Annotated in this window: 9 protein-coding genes and 1 pseudogene; 6 read left to right on the top strand and 4 right to left on the bottom strand. The window is 75.6% G+C overall.

The features are described 5' to 3' along the window. Positions 1–148 precede the first annotated feature (148 nt). The 3 genes and pseudogenes from G6N66_RS30290 (at position 149) to G6N66_RS19560 (ending at position 10421) form a co-directional block, all read left to right on the top strand. Positions 149–2959, top strand: a complete 2811-nt coding sequence (locus G6N66_RS30290) for a PE family protein (protein WP_163645878.1) — start codon at positions 149–151, stop codon at positions 2957–2959. A 252-nt stretch (positions 2960–3211) separates the two neighbouring features. Continuing rightward, positions 3212–8572, top strand: coding sequence for a PE family protein (locus G6N66_RS30285; protein WP_163645877.1), 5361 nt, complete (start codon positions 3212–3214; stop codon positions 8570–8572). Positions 8573–8861: 289 nt separating this feature from the next. Then, a pseudogene (locus tag G6N66_RS19560) lies at positions 8862–10421 on the top strand (PE family protein). A 304-nt stretch (positions 10422–10725) separates the two neighbouring features. Here G6N66_RS19560 and G6N66_RS19555 read toward each other — a convergent pair. Next, positions 10726–11316, bottom strand: a complete 591-nt coding sequence (locus G6N66_RS19555) for an LppP/LprE family lipoprotein (RefSeq protein WP_372515787.1) — start codon at positions 11314–11316, stop codon at positions 10726–10728. Between the two features lie 93 nt (positions 11317–11409). Here G6N66_RS19555 and G6N66_RS19550 point away from each other — a divergent pair, with 93 nt between their 5' ends. Genes G6N66_RS19550 through G6N66_RS19540 form a run of 3 tightly spaced genes read left to right on the top strand, consistent with a single transcriptional unit; the run spans position 11410 to position 14965 of the window. Continuing rightward, positions 11410–13077 (top strand): DEAD/DEAH box helicase, encoded by a 1668-nt coding sequence (locus G6N66_RS19550; protein WP_085235463.1) that lies wholly within the window; start codon positions 11410–11412, stop codon positions 13075–13077. Beyond that, a complete protein-coding gene (locus G6N66_RS19545; protein WP_085235464.1) occupies positions 13074–14219 on the top strand; it encodes an acyltransferase family protein in 1146 nt (381 codons plus the stop codon). Before G6N66_RS19550 ends, G6N66_RS19545 begins: the two co-directional genes overlap by 4 nt. Before the next feature lie 29 nt (positions 14220–14248). Further along, on the top strand, positions 14249–14965 hold the full coding sequence (locus G6N66_RS19540; protein WP_085235465.1) for a siderophore-interacting protein: 717 nt from the start codon (positions 14249–14251) through the stop codon (positions 14963–14965). A gap of 1 nt (position 14966) precedes the next feature. Here G6N66_RS19540 and G6N66_RS19535 read toward each other — a convergent pair whose 3' ends face one another. The 3 genes from G6N66_RS19535 to G6N66_RS19525 all read right to left on the bottom strand — a co-directional run bounded on the left by G6N66_RS19535 (position 14967) and on the right by G6N66_RS19525 (position 18170). Further along, positions 14967–16166: a PPE family protein gene (locus G6N66_RS19535; RefSeq protein ID WP_085235466.1), complete on the bottom strand. Its 1200-nt coding sequence runs from the start codon at positions 16164–16166 to the stop codon at positions 14967–14969. Positions 16167–16338: 172 nt separating this feature from the next. Next, positions 16339–16926 (bottom strand): TetR/AcrR family transcriptional regulator, encoded by a 588-nt coding sequence (locus G6N66_RS19530; RefSeq protein WP_085235468.1) that lies wholly within the window; start codon positions 16924–16926, stop codon positions 16339–16341. After that, complete coding sequence (locus G6N66_RS19525; protein WP_085235467.1) at positions 16926–18170, bottom strand: cytochrome P450; 1245 nt, start codon at positions 18168–18170, stop codon at positions 16926–16928. Before G6N66_RS19525 ends, G6N66_RS19530 begins: the two co-directional genes overlap by 1 nt. Between the last annotated feature and the right edge of the window lie 145 nt (positions 18171–18315).

Raw genomic sequence — 18315 nt, 5'->3', positions numbered from 1 at the left:
AAAAACCGGCGTCGGACCGTCACTTGGTATGAACTTCGTCAAATATCGCCTAGTGGCCCGGCCTATCGGCGTACTGTTCTGGGCGTCTTTGCGCCTGTCTTGACGTCGTTTGCTCGGTTTGTCTCACTCCTCGGTGATTGGAGGCTTGATGTCGTCATCCCTGTTCGCAGCTCCTGCGGCCCTCGCCAGTGCGTCGTCGGACTTGAGTGGGATCGGGGAGGCGATCAGGGAGGCGACGGCGGGCGCGGGTGCGTCGACGACGGCGATCGCGGCGCCGGCCGCCGATGAGGTGTCGGCCGCGATCACGGAGTTGTTCGGCGGGTACGGGCGGGAGTTTCAGGCGCTCAGTGCGGCGTCGGCGCGGTTTCATGCGGAGTTTGCGCGGTTGTTGGGTTCGGGTGGGGCGGCGTATGCGGCGGCCGAGGCGGCCAGTGCGGATCCGCTGACCAGCCTGGTGGGTTTTTTCCAGCAGTTCGGGGTGTTTTCGCCGGTCGAGCTGGCCACGGGTCGACCGTTGTTCGGCAACGGCGCCAACGGCGCGGCGGGCACCGGGCAGGCCGGTGCTGATGGCGGTTGGATCATCGGCAACGGCGGCAACGGCGGCTCGGGCGGTATCAGCGCCGACGGCGTCAATGGTCAGGCCGGTGGGGCCGGGGGCAGCGCGGGGTTGTGGGGCGCGGGCGGTAACGGGGGTGCCGGGGGCAACGCCGCCGGTGCGGGTGGTGTCGGCGGCAACGGCGGCGCCGGAGGGGCCAACGGGTGGATCGGTGGCGGTAACGGTGGGGCCGGCGGGCTGGGCGGCAACGGGTCTGGCGGCGGCACCGGCGGCAACGGCGGTAACGGCGGCGCGGGTGGGGCTAACCGGCAGATCTTCTCGCTGAGCGGTGTCGGCGGTGCCGGTGGCGTGGGCGGCGACGGGGGCGCGGGGGCCCAGGGGGCCGGGACCATCGTGGCCGGGCAGGCCGGGGCGGCTGGCGGTGACGGCGGCAACGGCGGCAACGGCGGGGTTGGTGGGGCGAACGCGGCGCTGTTCGGTGGGGCCGGGGGTGCGGGCGGGTGGGGCGGCAACGGCGCGGCCGGCGGTGACGGCGGGGCCGGCGGTTCGGGTGTGCTCGCCGGCACGGTCGGCGGTGATGGCGGGGTGGGCGGCAACGGCGGCAACGGCGGCGCCTTCGGCGGCGGCGGCACGTCGAGTGGGTTCAACGTCGGCGGCAGCGACGGCGTGGCCGGCGGGTGGGGCGATGCCGGTGACGGCGGTGCCGGCGGCAATGGTGCGGCCGGTGGTTCCGCGACGGGCAGCGGCCAGGCCGGTTTTGCCGGCGGGGCCGGTGGTGCGGGGGGTAACGGCGGCTCTTCGGGGTCGGGGCGCGCCAACGGCGATGGCGGTGCTGGCGGTAACGGCGGCGCCGGCGGTGCGGGTGCCGATGGCGCTGCGGGCGTCGATGGTGCGGGGCAGGCCGGTGGTAACGGCGGGGCCGGTGGGAACGCGGGTGCCGGCGGCAGCGCGGGCAGCGGTGCCGGCACGGCCGGTGCGAACGGCAACGCCGGGGTGGGCGGTGATGGTGGTGCCGGCGGCAACGGCGGGGCCGGTGACAGCGCCGCAAATGGCAACGGGGACAACGGGTTTGACGGCGGCGTCGGCGGCACCGGCGGGCAGGGCGGCAGCGCGGGCGCCGGCGGCACCAACGGCAACGGCGGCAACGCCGGCAGCGGCGGGGCCGGCGGCAACGGCGGCGGCGGGGAGGGCCAGGACGGCGGCGCCGGCGGCAACGGTGGCAACGCGGGTGCGGTCGGGTCGGCCGGTGCGGGTGCGGGTGCGGCCGGTGTGGCCGGCGGCGCCGGCGATGGCGGCGACGGCGGCGCCGGCGGCAACGGGGGCGACGGGTTTAGCGGTGGGGCCGGTAGCGGTGAGGCCGGTGTGGCCGGCGGCAACGGCGGCGCGGGAGGCGCGGGCGGTAACAGCGGCCCGGGCGGCACGAATGGCAGCGGCGGTGCCGGCGGTGTCGGCGGACATGGTGGTGATGGCGGTTCGGGCGTCCCGGTTTCGGGGGGCAGCGGCGCGGGCGGTGACGGCGGCGCCGGGGGTAACGGCGGTGTCGGCGGGGCGGCCGGTAGCGGCGGTGTCGGCGGGGCGGTGGGCAACGGCGGGGATGCCGGCGATGGCGGCGCCGGTGGCGCGGGTGCGGACCGCGGCGCGTTCAGCGGCGATGACGGTGGGGCCGGCGGTAACGGCGGCGCCGGCGGCGTGGGCGGCAGCGCCGGGGGCGCGGGCGGGGCCAGCGGTAGCGGCGGTGATGGCGGAGCCGGCGGCGCGGGCGGCGATGGTGCGGCGGGTGACACCACCGCCGGTGCCGGGGGCGCCGGCGGCAACGGCGGCAACGGTGGGAGCGCGGGCGCGGTCGGTACCGGTGGTACTGCGGGCAACGGCGGTGATGCCGGTGACGGCGGTGCGGGCGGCGACGGGCTGACCGGTACGGCCGCACACCCCGATGGCGGCAACGCCGGTAATGGGGGCGCCGGTGGGCGCGGCGGCGACGCCGGTGGCGCCGGCGCGAGCAACGGCAACGGCGGCAACGGCGGTCAGGCCGGCACCGGCGGTGCGGGCTATGACGCGGCCGGTGACCCGGGCGCGGCGTCGGGGGCGGCCGGCGGTAACGGCGGCGCCGGTGGGGATGGCGGCGCCGGGGGCGCGGCCGGCTCGGGTGGCAGCGGCGGCGTGGTGGGCAACGGCGGTAACGGCGGGGCCGGCGGCGCCGGTGGTAGCGGCGCGGCGGGCGCGGCCGGCAGTGGGGATGCCGGTGGTCAGGGCGGCAACGGCGGCGCCGGTGGTCAGGGCGGCAGCGCTGGCGGTGCCTCCGGGACCGCGGGCGCCAGCGGCCACGGTGGCAACGCCGGCAACGGCGGTGATGGTAACAGCAGGACCGCCAGAGACCAGGGACAGCGACGCCGGCAGCGATAACAACAGTGGCCAGGGCGGCACCGGCGGCAACCAGCAGAACCCAACGATAACGGCAATGGCGGCAGCGGCGGCGCCGGCGGCACCAGACCGACGGCGGCGCAGAGCAACAACAGGGGCGGCGGTGACGGCGGCAACGGCGGCGCGGCCGGAACCGGCGGCATCGGCGGCACCGACGGCAACGGCGGCAACGCGGGCGGCGGCGGCAACGGCGGCAGCTCGGCCAACTCCGGCGGTGACGGCGGCACCGGCGGTGTGGGTGGCAATGCCGGTGGCGCCACCGCCACCAACGGCAACGGCGGCAACGGCGGCGCCGGCGGTGACGGCGGCAACCCCGGCACCGGCGCCGACGGCTCCAATGGCGGTCAAGGCGGCAACGGCGGGGACGGCGGCAACGCCGGCACCGGCGGGGTGGGCGGCAACGGCGGCAACGCCGGCGACGGCGGCAAGGGCGGCGACGGCGCCGATGCCCCGGTCGGCAGCTTCGCCGACGGCAGCGACGGCGGCAAGGGCGGCGCCGGTGGTAACGGCGGTGTCGGCGGCAACGCGGGCAGCCCCGGCGGCAGCAACGGCAACGGGGGCAACGGCGGGGACGGCGGCCACGGCGGCACCGGCGGCGGCAACGACACGCAGGCCGGCGACGGTGGCTCGGGCGGTAACGGCGGCTCGGGCGGCGCGGCCGGCACCGGCGGCCTGAGCGGCACCGGCACCGTCGGCAACGGCGGCAACGCCGGCGACGGCGGCAACGGCGGCGACGGCAACCCCGGCCTGGCGGGTCACGACGGCGCAACCGCCGGCAACGGCGGCGCGGGCGGCACCGGCGGCAACGCTGGAGGCTCGAGCGGCACCGCCGGCAACGGCGGCAACGGCGGCCGGGGCGGGCACGGCGGCGACGGTGCATTCGGCGCCTCCGACACCGCCGATGGCGGCACCGGCCAGGCCGGCGGCAACGGCGGCAACGGCGGTAACGGGGGCGCCGGCGGCGCGGCGGGCACCGTTGGCTCCAATATCGGAGGCGGCAACGCGGGCAACGGCGGCGATGGCGGCGCGGCGGGCGCCGGTGCGGCCGGCGGGGATGGCGGTGACCAGGGAATAGGCGGCAACGGCGGCAACGGCGGTCGCGGCGGCCTGGGCGGCGCAGGTGGCTCCGCGGGCGCCGGGGCGGCCGGTGCCGGCGGTAACGGCGGCGCGGGCGGTGACGCCGGGGTGGGCGGTGTCGCCACCGGCTCCGGCGGCTCCAGCGGCTTCGGGGGCACCGGCGGCAACGGCGGCGCCGGCGGCGCCGGCGGCGCCGGGCCGGTCGGCGGTCAGGGCGGCGCGGGCGGTAACGGCGGCACCGCGGGCGCCGGCGGCGATGGCGGCGACACCGCCGTCGGCAGCGACGGCGCCGCCGGCTACGCCGGCCTGGGCGGCGATGGCGGCACCGGCGGCGCCGGCGGCAACGGCGGGGCGGCCGGCGTCGGCGGCACCGGTGGTACCGGCGGCCGAGGCGGCGACGGCGCCCAGGGCGGCGCGGGCGGCGACGCTCCCGGGTATGGCGGCGCCGGCGGCAACGCCGGGTCCGGTGGTGGCGGCGGTCACGGCGGCGACGGCGGCGTCACCGTCGATGCTGGTGGAACCAACGGTGCCGCCGGGGCGGGCGGCGCGGGCGCCGACGGCGGCCAGGGCGGTGCGAGCGGCAGTCACGGCACCGCCGGCCAGGGCGGCGGCGGCGGCGACGGCGGCAACGGCGGAGTCGCGAACACCAGCCCCGGCACTGCGGGCGCCGCCGGCGCCGGCGGCAACGCCGGCAATGGCGGCAATGGCGGGGCGGGCGCCGATGGTGACGCGACCGACCCGACGGGCGGCTCTGGCGGTCAGGGCGGCGACGGCGGGGTGGGCGGCCACGCCGGTGATGCCAACGCCACCGACGGCAATGGTGGCAATGGCGGCCAGGGCGGGGCCGGCGGCAATGGCATTACCGACAACGCCGGTGGGCGCGGTGACGGCGGGCACGGCGGCAGCGGTGGCTTCGGCGGTGACGCCGGCAACGCCGGTGACGGCGGCAGCGGCGGCAACGGTGCCGACGCCGGGGCCGGCACCGGCAACGACGGCGGCAGCGCCGGCTACGGCGGCAACGGCGGCCAGGGCGGCAACGCCGGCAGCCCGGCAGGCACCAACGGCGACGGCGGCAGCGGCGGCGCGGGCGGCCACGGCGGCAACGGCGCCTCGGGCACCGCCGACACCGCGGGTGAGGCCGGCGACGGCGGTCACGGCGGCGACGGCGGTGACGGCGGCCAGGGCGGCCCGGCCGGCAGCGGCGGTACCGGCGGCGCGGCGGGCAACGGCGGCAACGCCGGGGCCGGTGGCAATGGCGGGCAGGGCGCGGACGGCGCCGCCGGCACCGGCGACGCCGGAGGCGACGGCGGCGACGCCGGGGCGGGCGGAACCGGCGGCGACGCCGGGGGCGCCGGGGGCACCAACGGCAACGGCGGCCAGGGCGGTCAGGGCGGGCAGGGCGGCGCCGGCGGCTCGGGCGCCGGCAACGGCGCCGCCGGTGGCGACGCCGGCGACGGTGGTCAGGGCGGGCAGGGCGGCGATGCCGGCAACGGCGGCGCCGGCACCACCGGCGGTGACGGCGGCCAGGGCGGGGTCGGCGGCCAGGGCGGCACCGGCGGCAGCGCCGCCGGCGACGGGTTCGGCGGCACCGGCGGCACCGGCGGTGACGGCGGCCAGGGCGGCCAGGGCGGTGCCGCGGGCGACCCGACCACCGGCGCGGCGGGCAGCGGCGGTGCCGGCGGCGACGCCGGTGACGGCGGCGACGGCGGCGGGAGCTTCAACGCGACCAGCAACGGTGGCGATGGCGGCAGCGGCGGCACCGGCGGCGCCGGCGGGGTCGGCGGATCGAACACGGGTGTCGGCACGAACGGCAGCGGCGGGCAGGGCGGTACCGGCGGTGCCGGCGGCGACGGCGGTGAAAGCGGCGGAATAAGCCTGGGCCTGGTCGGCGGCCAGGGCGGCGACGGCGGCCAGGGCGGCAACGGCGGCGACACCGGCACCGGCGGCACCGGCGGGACCGCGGGCAACGCCGGCGACGGCGGCCAGGGTGGCACCGGCGGCGACGGCAACATCGGCGGGGCGGTCGGCGGTAGCCCCCCGGTGAACTTCCAAGGCGAGAGCGGCGGCTCCGGCGGCCAGGGCGGCACGGGCGGCACCGGCGGAACCGACGGCAACGGCGGCAACGCGGCCGACGGCGGCGCCGGCGGGGACGGCGCCGACGCCCCGGCCCTCAGCGGTGCGGACGGCGGCGCCGGCGGCAACGGCGGCGACGGCGGCTTCGGTGGCGACGGCGCCGGCAACACCGGCACCAGCGGCAACGGCGGCAACGGCGGTGCCGGCGGCCAGGGCGGCGCCGGCGGTAGCCAGGACAACGGCGGCACCGCGGGCAAGGGCGGCGTCGGTGGCGACGGGGGTGACGGCGCCTCGGCCGGGGTCTCCAACGTGGGCCCGGCCGGCACCGGAAACGCCGGCCACGGCGGTGACGGCGGCGCCGGTGGCGCCGGCGGCGCGGGCGTCGACGGCACCGGTTCCACCGGCGGCAACGGCGGCGCCGGTGGCGGTGGCGGCAAGGGCTACGGCGGCCAGTACGGCATCACCACCAACGGCGACGGCGGCAACGGCGGCGCGGGCGGCGCCGGCGGCGCGGGTGGCGCCGGCGCCGGCAGCTCCGGCAACATCGGCAACGCCGGCGGCGACGGCGGCGCGGGCGGCGCCGGCGGCGACGGCGGCCAGGTCGGAACCGGCGGGCTCGGCGGCGCCTCGGGCAACGGCGGCGACGGCGGCGACGCCGGCGCCGGTGGCAGCGGCGGCGACGCCGTCAACGTCGGCAACGGCGGCCATGGCGGCAACGGCGGCCAAGGCGGCCAAGGCGGCCAGGGCGCCTCCGCGGTGGGCTCAGGCGGCACCGCAGGCAACGGCGGCGCCGGCGGCGACGGCGGCGCGGCCGGGGACGGTGGCGACGAAAACGGCCCGGCCGATATCGCCGCCAGCGCGGGCACGGCCGGCGCCGGTGGTGCCGGCGGCGACGGCGGCGCCGGGTCGGGCACCGGGCCCGCCGGCAACGGCGGCGCCGGCGGTGACGGCGGCCATGGCGGCAACGGCGGCAACGCCACCCCCGGGAGCGACGGCACCGGCGGCGGCGCCGCCGCCAGCGGCAGCGACGGCGGCCTGGGCGGCAACGGTGGCGCCGGCGGCGCGGCCGGCTTCGGCGGCACCGGCGGGCACGGCGGGGCCGCCGGCAATGGCGGCGACGGCGGTAACGGCGGCGCCTCCGGCGGGCCCGCCTCCACGCCCGGCCCCGCCGGAAATGGCGGCAAGGGCGGCACCGGCGGCCAGGGCGGCGCGGCCATCGACGCCACCGGGACCAACGGCACCGTCGGCAATGGCGGCAACGGCGGGGACGGCGGCGACGGCGGCGACGGCGCCCCCGGCGACCCGAACGGCGTCATCTACAACGGCGACGGCACCGACGGCAGAGCCGGCGGCAACGGCGGCGACGGCGGCACCGGCGGGGCGGCCGGCGCCGGCGCCGGCAACGCGGGCACCGACGGCAACGGCGGCAACGCCGGCGACGGCGGGCGCGGCGGCAACGGCGGCGCCGGTGTCGACGGCCTGGGCACCCAAGGCGGTGCCGCCGGCGACGGCGGCGCCGGCGGCACCGGAGGTAACTCCGGCGGCGCCACCGGCACCGCAGGCAATGGCGGCGCGGGTGGCCTGGGCGGCAACGGCGGCAATGGCGGCGCCAGGACCAGCGGCGCCGACCTAAGCATCGGCGGCCAGGGCGGCGACGGCGGTCGGGGCGGTACCGGTGGCGCCGGCGGAGACACCGGCGGTGCGGGCACCAATGGCAACGGCGGCGCCGGCGGCGACGGCGGCACCGGCGGCGACGGTGGCGACAACACCACCACCTCGGCCTCCAATAACGAGGTCTGGGGCGGCGGGGGCGGTGGCGGCGGCGCCGGTGGCAACGGCGGCAATGCCGGCAGCGGTGGCAGCGGCGGCACCGCCGCCGTCGGCGGCAACGGCGGAGGCGGCGGCCTTGGCGGCACCGCGGCCACCACGGGCACCGATGCCGCCACGGGCAGCGGCGGCGACGGCGGCGGCGGCGGCGCCGGCGCGGGCGGCCTTTTCGGCACCGGCGGTCACGGCGGCGGCGGGGGCGGCGGAGGTGCCGGCGGCCTCGCCAAGTTCAACATCGCTGCCGGCGGCGGTGGTGGTGCCGGCGGTGCCGGCGGCGACGGCAGCGCTGCCGCCGGTGCCGGTGGCGACGGCGGCCGCGCAACGACCACCGGTTCGGGTCAGCCCGCGTCGTTTGGTGGCGGCGCCGGCGGATCGGGCGGCGCCGGTAACGGCGGCGGTGGCGGCGGCGGCGGGACCTACAACGGGCCCGGGATCTTCGGCGACGGCGTCGCAGGCGGCGATGGCACCATCTCGGGCGGCGGGGCGGGCGGCGCCGGCGGCGCCGGCAATGCGCTCTTCAACAACGGCGGCCTCGGCGGCAGCACTCCGGGCGGTGGCGGGAAGGGCGGTCATCAGCTCACGGGTATGGGCGCGGGTAACCCCGGCCAGACCGCCTGACGCGCACCGGCGGCCCGAGCTGCGGCGCGTCGAAAACGCCGAAAAGCGTTGTCGGGCACGGCATTAAGCCGCCGCGGGAGCGTTGAGCAGCGAACCCGGATTGCTCACCCGACGCCGGGCGTCGGCGACGGCAGCGACGGCCAGTGCGCCCAACGCCCAGCCGTCGTCGTCGACCCGGCGAAATAGTGCATGACGATTGCGGGATTCGGCTGCGAAGTCACGTCGCTAGGAGCAGGCTGTGCCTGGCATGGCTACGAATTCGCGCGCTGATTTCCCCTAATGAGGCCACATGTCGTCGTATCTGCTCGCTGCCCCCGAAATCTTTGCCGCCGCGTCAGCGGACTTGAGTGGGATCGGGGAGACGATCAAGGAGGCGACAACGGCGGCGGGGCCGTCGACGTCGGGCATCGCGGCGCCGGCCCTCGACGAGGTGTCCGCCGCCATCACGAAGCTCTTCGGCGCGTATGGCCAGGAGTTTCAGGCGCTCAGCGCGCAGGGCGCGCAGTTCCATTCGGCGTTCGCGCAACTGCTGTCCTCGAGCGGCGCGGCCTATGCGGCCGCCGAGGCGGCCAGCGCGGACCCGCTGACCAGCCTGGTCGGTTTCTTCTAGCAGTTCGGGGTGTTCTCGCCGGTCGAGCTGGCCACCGGCCGGCCGTTGTTCGGCAACGGCGCCGACGGCGCGGCGGGCAGCGGCGACGCGGGCGGCGCCGGCGGTTGGATCATCGGCAACGGCGGCAACGGCGGATCGGGCGGCACCGGCGCTAACGGAGGCAACGGCGGCGCCGGCGGCAGCGCGGGCTTGTGGGGCGCGGGCGGTAACGGCGGTGCCGGCGGGACCGCGACCGGTGTCAACGGCGCCGGCGGCGCCGGCGGCGCGGGCGGCAACAACGGGTGGATCGGCGGCGGCAGCGGCGGGGCCGGCGGCGTCGGCGGCAACGGCGGCCACGGCTTCGACGGCCCCGCCGGCAGCGGCCTCGCCGGCAGCGTCGGCGGCGACGGCGGGCAGGGCGGCCGGGGCGGCAGCGCCGGCGGCGCGGACGCCACCAACGGCAACGGCGGCAATGGTGGCAACGGCGGCGGCGGTGGCGGCGGCGGCGCGGGCACCCCCAACACCGGCATCAACGGCGGCAGCGGCGGCAACGGCGGCAACGGCGGCGACGGCGGGATGGCCGGCGCCGTCGGCACCGGCGGGAACGCCGGCGACGGCGGTGACGGCGGCAACGCCGGCGGCGGCGGCACCGGCGGCAGCGCCCATCCCTTCGGCAGCGACGGCAGCGGCGGTCAGGGGGGCCAGGGCGGGGTCGGCGGTAACGGGGCCGCCGGCCGCGACGACACCGGGACCGACGACGCCGCCGCCGGCGGCAACGGCGGCGACGGCGGCAGCGGCGGCGCCGGCGGGGAGGCCGGCGGCGCCAGCGGGACGGGCGGCGGCAGCGGCGACGGCGGCGCCGGCGGCACCGGCGGCCAGGGCGGCGGCACCACGTTCGCCGGCGACAGCGCCGGCCAGGGCGGCATCGGCGGTCAGGGCGGCCAGGGCGGCGAGTCGGACAACGGCGCGACCGCGGGCACGGGCGGCCAGGGCGGCATGGGCGGCCTGGGCGGCTCCAACGCGACCGGCCTCGGCGGCCTCGGCGGCAGCGGCGGCACCGGCGGCACCGGCGGCGACGTCGGCGCCGGCGCCGGCACCGCGGGCACCGGCGGCACCGGCGGCACGGGCGGCACCGGCGGCACCGGCAGCTCCGGACTGTCCGGCAACACCGGAGAGGCCGGCAACACCGGCAACGCGGGCAGCGGCACGACGGGAGGCGACGGCGGCAGCGGCGGCGCCGGCGGTAACGGCTCCCCGTAGCGGTCGGCCCAGCGCATATCGCGTCAAGCTTCTTCAGCTGGCCGCTCTCGATGAGCGTCCGCGTCGCGTCCAGCCAGCGCCGCAGCTGCGTCGGGGTGGTCAACGGGCCGAGCGCCGTCGGCGATCTCGAGCAGGCGTCGAATCATCAGGGGAGCGCCCAGCAGCTCGCCAAGCTGGCCAACCCACCGTCACAGTCAGGCCTATCGCGCGCTCACCAGGGTGATATCACCGGCGGCATCGCATTTCAAAAGCAGTCATCCCCCGCCTCCAGGGGCACGCGGGACTGGTGTGACTCGAGACTCCCCTAGTGCCCCGGCGCGTTGCCGATCAGCTCGACCGCGTTGCCGTTCCAGTGGAACCGCACATCGGTGTTCAACCCGTTGATCCCGCTGGGATACGTCAGCGCCACCGTGTCGCCGTTGGTCTGCGCCGCGTCGATCCCGTTGAACCCGTAGGTGTCCGGCACCCCCTGCGGGATGAACTGGCCGAGGTGAAACAGCACCGCACGGGTGGTGGCGTGATCGGCGTTGCTGCTGGCCTTGATGATCACCGCCGACAGCTGAGCGCACTCGTTGTAGTTGCCGGCCAGCGGCTCGGGGTTCCAGGGCTGCTGACTGCGCGGGTCGCGCGGCAACTCGGAGACCACCTTCGCGATGGTCGGCGACGTCAGGTTGACCGCGCACGGGTCGGGCGGCGCAGGCGTCGGGGCGACGGCCTGCGGCGCTGGGCTGGCCGCCGGCGGGGCGGTGATCGACGGGCTCACACTCGTCACCGTCGGCAACGGCGTCTTGGCGACGGTGGAGTCTCCCGATCCGCAGCCGGCCAACGCGGCGGCGCCCACGGCCACCAGGGCCGGGCCGGTCAATCGCCCGAAACCATAAGGTAGACAACGCACAACGGGCAACTTACCGCCATCGCGCCCGCCGCCGCGGCAGGCGCGGCCGCACGAACCCGTCGCGAGCGCGCGCGGCACCACTAAACTCCAACCGTGACGTCGCCTTCCACCTTCGCCGATCTGGACATCCATCCGGCCGTCCGCAAGGCGATCGCCGACGTCGGCTACGAATCACCCACCCCCATTCAGGCGGCGACCATCCCGCCGCTGATGGCCGGCTCCGACGTGGTCGGACTGGCGCAGACCGGCACCGGCAAGACGGCCGCCTTCGCCATCCCGATCCTGTCCAAGATCGACCTCACCAACAAGGCGACCCAGGCGCTCATCCTGGCCCCCACCCGCGAGCTGGCGCTGCAGGTGGCCGAGGCGTTCAGCCGCTACGGCGCGCACCTCAAGCAGCTCACCGTGCTGCCCATCTACGGCGGCTCGTCCTACGGCGTGCAACTGGCCGGACTCAAACGCGGCGCGCAGGTCGTCGTCGGCACCCCCGGCCGGGTCATCGACCACCTCGAACGCGGCACCCTGGACCTGTCCCACGTCGACTACCTGGTGCTCGACGAGGCCGACGAGATGCTCACCATGGGCTTCGCCGACGAGGTGGACCGCATCTTGAGCGAAACCCCGGAATACAAGCAGGTGGCCCTGTTCTCGGCGACCATGCCGCCGGCGATCAAAAAGATCACCACCAAATACCTGCACGATCCGGTCGAGGTCACCTTCAAGGCGAAAACCACCACCGCGGAGAAGATTTCGCAGCGCTACATCCAGGTGGCGGGCCCGCGCAAGATGGACGCGCTGACCCGCGTGCTGGAGGTTGAGCCGTTCGAGGCGATGATCGTCTTCGTCAGAACCAAGCAAGCCACCGAGGAGGTCGCCGAAAAGCTCAGGGCCCGAGGCTTTTCCGCGGCCGCCATCAACGGCGACATCCCGCAGGCGCAACGGGAGCGCACCATCGCCGCGCTCAAGGCGGGCGGCGCCAAGGGCATCGACATCCTGGTCGCCACCGACGTGGCCGCGCGCGGACTCGACGTGGAGCGCATCTCGCACGTGCTCAACTACGACATCCCGCACGACACCGAGTCCTACGTGCACCGGATCGGGCGCACCGGCCGCGCCGGGCGCAAGGGCAACGCGCTGCTGTTCGTCTCGCCGCGCGAGCGCCACCTGCTCAAGGCGATCGAGAAGGCCACCCGCCAGCCGATCACCGAGGCCGAACTGCCCACCGTCGAGGACGTCAACGCCCAACGGGTGGCCAAGTTCGCCGACTCCATCACCGCGGCCCTCAACGCCGAAGGGCTGGACCTGTTCCGCCGCCTCGTCGAGGACTACGAACGCGAGCACGACGTCCCGATGGCCGACATCGCCGCCGCGCTGGCGGTGCAGTCCCGCGACGGCGAGGCGTTCCTGATGGCCCCCGAGCCGCCGCCGGAACGCCGCACGCAACGCCCCGAACGCAAGGAACGCCCCGAAAGGCCAAGGAGCACAAGGCCGTTGACCACCTACCGGATCGCGGTGGGCAAGCGGCACAAGATCGGCCCGGGCGCGATCGTCGGCGCCATCGCCAACGAGGGCGGCCTGCATCGCAGCGACTTCGGCCACATCGCCATCGGCCCGGACTTCTCCCACGTCGAGCTGCCCGCCAAGCTGCCCAAGGCCACCCTGAAGAAGCTGGAGAACACCCGCATCTCCGGCGTGCTGATCAACCTGCAACCGGAGCGCTCCCCAAGCAAGCCCAAGGCGCGCAGAAAATACGCCGGATGACGCTGTCCGAGGAACAGGACGCCCAGGGCGGCCTCGAACAGACCGCCGGGCCGGACCGGGTCGCGTCCCTCACCGGCATCCGCGCGGTGGCCGCGCTGCTGGTCGTCGGCACCCACGCGGCCTACACCACCGGCAAGTACACCCACGGCTACTGGGGGCTGATGGGCGCGCGGCTGGAGATCGGCGTGCCGATCTTTTTCGTGCTGTCCGGCTTCCTGCTGTTCCGCCCGTGGGTGAAGTCCGCCGCGACGGGCCGACCGGCGCCGTCGGTGAGTCGCTATGCGCGCCACCGGGTTCGGCGCATCATGCCCGCCTACGTCGTCACCGTGCTGCTCGCCTACGTGCTCTATCACTTCCGGCAGGCCGGACCGAACCCCGGGCACAGCTGGTACGGCCTGGTGCGCAACCTCACCCTGACCCAGATCTACTGCAACGGCTATCTGGGCAAGTACCTGCACCAGGGCCTGACCCAGATGTGGAGCCTGGCGGTCGAGGCGTCCTTCTACCTGGTGCTGCCGCTGCTGGCCTACCTGCTGCTGGTGACGCTCAGCCGGCGGCGCTGGCAGCCGAGGCTGGTGCTGGCCGCCCTGGCGGCGATGACGTTGATCAGCCCGGCCTGGTTGGCGCTGGTGCACCTCGACCATTCCTTTCCCGACGGCGCCCGGCTGTGGTTGCCCACCTACCTGGCCTGGTTTCTCGGCGGCATGATGCTGGCGGTGTGGCAGCAGATGGGCGTGCGCTGCTACGCGTTCGCGGCCCTACCGCTGGCCGTCGTCTGCTACTTCATCGTCTCCACGCCGATCGCGGGCGCCCCCACCACGTCGCCGGCGTCGCTGCCCGAGGCGATATGGAAGACCGTGTTCTACGCCGTGATCGCGACGCTGGCGGTGGCCCCGCTGGCGCTGGGCGATTCCACCGGCTGGTACTACCGGCTGCTGGCCACCCGCCCGATGGTGTGGCTGGGCGAGATCTCCTACGAGATCTTCCTGATCCACCTGGTGACGATGGAGTTCGCCATGGTCTACATCGTGCGGGCCCACGTCTACACCGGCTCGATGGCCGGCCTGTTCGTCGCGACGGTGGTGGTGACGATCCCGCTGGCCTGGCTGCTGCACCGCTTCACCCGGGTGCCAACCAACTGAGGTTACCCTGCCCTAAGTACACTGCTGGCATGACCGAACTCAAACCGTCGCGCGGTTGGCAGGGCGCGGTGCTCAAACTGATGCGGGCCGGCGACTACCGGCTCACCGTGACCGGCCGGCGCGAGATCGGCCCCAACTACCTGCGGTTGAGCTTCGACGCCGGCGGCATGCTGGACCAGCACGCCGTGCACCCGACGATGTGGATCCGGATCTGGTTCGCCGACGGCCACCAGCGCGGCTACACCCTCGTCGACCCGAACCCGCAGGCCGGCACCTTCGACATCGAGTTCGCCCTGCACGAGGGCTGCGCGTCGGACTGGGCGCGCGCCGCGCAGCCCGGCGACACCGTCGAGGCGACGGTGCTGGGCAGCAAGTTCGCCATCCCCGAGCCGGCGCCGCGCGGCTACGTCATCGTCGGCGACACCGCCTCGCTGCCGGCGATCAACTCCCTGCTGGACGCGATCGGCGACGCCCCGGCCCGCGTCTTTTTGCAGGCCTGCTGCGACGACGACAAGTGCCTGCCGGTGGCGCGCCGTGACCCGCACATCCAAGTCACCTGGGTGGACCACAAGGACGACTGCGACGCGCTGCTCGAGGCGGTGCGCTCGGCCGCCTTCGACGCGGGGGATCACTTCGGCTGGGTCGCCTGCAACACCAAGACCACCCGCGCGGTCGCCAAGGTGTTGCGCGAGGACTTCGGGATTCCGAAGAAATCCCTTAAGGCGCAAGCCTATTGGGTCGCCTGAATTAGCCGACGTCTTCGAGTCGCAGCGGCTCCGGGGCGAGCATGCGCTCGCCTTCCATCCGCTCGCCTTCGGCCTCGGCCGCCTTCGGCGTCGGCTTGGGGGCCTGCACCGCCGCCGAGGGCGCGGCCGCGGCCTGCGCCGTGGTGATCGGCTTGGCCGCCGGCGGCTGCACCGGCTCGGCGGGCGCGGCGACAACCTCTTCCGCCACGGTCTCGACCGGCGGCGCCGGGGGTGCGGGGGGTGCCGCCGGCGCGCCCGGTGCGACGGATCCGCCGCTGGAGCTCTGCATGGCCTGCGAGGCCATCATCCCGCCCATCATCACGCCGCCGAGCATCATCCCGGTGGGTGGCGTGCCTCCAGGGGGAGCCACTCCCGGCGGCATTCCGCCGGTCGCCGGACCCGCTGCCATCGCCCCGGGTCCCGCGGCGCCACCAGCGGCGGTCGCGACCCCCGGGTCGGCCGCGGGTGCCGCGCCACCGGGTGCTCCGGCGTATCCGCCCGCCCCGGCGGGTGGCGCATCGCCGCCACCGCCGCCGCCCGCCGCGGCCGCGCCGGTTGCCGCGCCGCCGACCGGCGGTGCGACCGCCCCCGCCGCCCCCGACGTCATGGGACCAGCGCCGCCACCGGCCATTGGGGCGCCGCCGCCCATGCCCCGCATGCCGCCGAGCATCCCGGGCAGGGTCTGCATCAGCTGTGACAGGGGCGCCAGCGTCGCCGCGGCCGTCGAGGCGCCGGCGTGGTAGCCGGCGATCGCCGACACGTCCTGGGCCCACATCTCCTCGTAGAAGCCCTCCATGGCCATGATCGCCGGGGTGAGTTGGCCGAAGATGTTCGCCCTGATCATCGAGACGAAGGCGTTCCGGTTTTGCGAGATCGCCTGCAGCGGCACCGTCATCGACTTCGCCGCCTCGAACGCGGCGGCGACGATCTGGGATTGCAGGGCCGCGGTTTCGGAATGGGCCGCCGCGGCGGTCAGCCAGGCCACGTACGGCGCGGCGGCCTGCGCCATCGCCTGCGACGCGGCGCCCTGCCATGCCCCGTTGGTGAGGTTAGAGGTCACGTTGCCGAACGAGCTCGCCGCCTGGCGCAGCGAATTGCCCAGCGACTCCCAGGCCTGGGAGGCCTGCAGCATCGGCCCCGAGCCCGCGCCCAGCATCATCTTCAGCGAGTTGAGTTCTGGGGGCAAAGTGGGATATTGCATCGCAACCCTTCCTCAGTCGGTCCTGTCCGCTCGAGCGCAACGGTTGGTGGGAATCCGCTGGTTCCCCCGAACAGCCGACCATCACCTGATGACCGATGGTCCTAACATAGTCCAATTTCGCGCCGGTTCCGGCAAATTCGACGGAAAAACACCGCTGTTGGCATCCGCTTCCCTAGCGGCGGGCGGCGACCTGCGTCACGACCGGCACCACGAACTCCTCGATCATGGCCCGCTCGTCGGCGTCGTCGCGGCCCGGGAACATCAACAGCGAGGTGATCACCCGCACCACCCAGCGGGCGCGGCGCTGCGTGGTCGCCGGATCCCCGACCTGATCGGCGCCCAGCGAATTCACGAACGCCGCGGCCAGGGCCGCGATCACGTCGGAATGCCTGGCGATCTCGCCGCCGATCGGCGGACGGGTGACGGCGAACCACGACGACAGCGCCGGGCTCGCGCGCACCATCCGCAACGTGACGGCGATGCTGGCGACCAGCCGCTCGCGCGGGTGCTCGATTCCGGAGATCTGATGTTTGATCTCGCGGCTGAGCCGGTAGGCCTCGCGGTGCACGTACGCGGTCCGCAGCGCCTCGCGGTTTTCGAAGTACCGGTACAGCGTCGCGCGCGAACAGCCTGCGGCCGCGGCAATTTCGTTCATCCCAATCGACACCGGGTCGCGCTGGGTGTAGAGCTGTTCGGCGGCATCCAGGATCCGGTCGGCGGCCGCCTCGGTGCGCCGCTCGGCCAGCCAGTCTCGCGGCATCAGGACCGCACCGCGATCGGCACCGACAGCGGACGGCGCACGTAGCCGCCGCCGGCCCACACGATGCCCGACTCGTCCACCTCGAAATCCGGGCACCGGGCCAGCAGCTCGGTCAGCGCGACGCGGGACTGCATCCGCGCGGCGGCCGCGCCCAGGCAGTGGTGCGCGCCGTGGCTGAACGTCAGGATGTTGCGCGGGCAGCGGGTCACGTTGAGCTCGTCGGCGTCCGGCCCGTACACCCGCTCGTCGTGGTTGGCCGACCCGTACAGCAACAACACCCGCCGGCCCGCCGGGATCTCGGTGTCGCCGATCGTGGTGTCCCGGGTGACCGTGCGGGCCAGCCCCTGCACCGGCGAGGTCATCCGCAGCAGCTCCTCGACGGCGTCGACGATCAGTCCCGGGTCGTCCGCCAGCAGCCGGCGCTGGTCGGGGCGGGCGTGCAGCAGCGGCATCGACCCGCCGAGCATGCCGGTGACGGTGTCGTTGCCGCCGGTGACCATCGTGAACGTGAACGCCAGGATCGACAGCGTGCCGGCAATGTCACCATCGGCGCCGACTCCCGCGGCGACCAGATGCGAGATGGTGTCGTCCCCGGGGTCGGTCCGGCGCCGCTCGATCAGCCCGGCGAAGTAGCCGGCCATCGACGCGACCGCCTCGCCGGCGGTTTGCAGCGCGCCCCCGAGGCCGCTGTCGGACGACGTGTTGGCCGCGACGATGGCCTGCGTCCAGCCGTCGAACTGCGCCCAATCCTCTTCGGGCACACCGAGATAATGCGCGACGACCATCGACGGCAGCGGCTTGAACAGCTCGGTGACGATGTCGCCGCCGCCGTCGGCGCGCAGCCGTTCGATGCGCTCAATGACGAACTCGCGCACCTTGGGCTCGACCGCCTCGACCTGCCGCGGCGTGAAACCGCGCGACACCAGCTTGCGAAATTCGGTGTGCACCGGCGGATCCTGCATGACGAACGGCGGATTATCTTGTAGCCCAATCAGTTTCAAATCGTCGTAGTTGACCGTCAGGCCCTGCGCCGAGGAGAAGGTCTCATGGTCGCGCGCGGCCGCCCACACATCGGCGTGCCGGGACAGCACGTAGTAGTCCTGCTCCGGGTGCTTGGCCGGGACGACGTGGTGCACCGGATCGTGGTCGCGCAGCGCGCGATACATCGGCCAGGGGTTGGGCCAGGTGTCGGCGGTGGCGAGCTCGAATCGCGCCGGCGCTTCGTGAGACACAGCTGATGACATGTCTCATTCGTACGACAGATCCAGCCCACTGTCAACCCCGCCAAAATTGGCTCCGAAAGTTTTGCCAAATCGACCCAACCTTCCCGCAACCGGCCCATACTGTGCCCGTTCTGATAGCTCCGGTCTTCGGGCGACCGGGTTGGAG

The sequence above is a fragment of the Mycobacterium conspicuum genome (genome assembly GCF_010730195.1).
Classification (GTDB): domain Bacteria; phylum Actinomycetota; class Actinomycetes; order Mycobacteriales; family Mycobacteriaceae; genus Mycobacterium; species Mycobacterium conspicuum.
The sequence above is the reverse complement of the archived record's forward strand: the minus strand, read 5'-3'. Positions and strand labels throughout refer to the sequence as shown.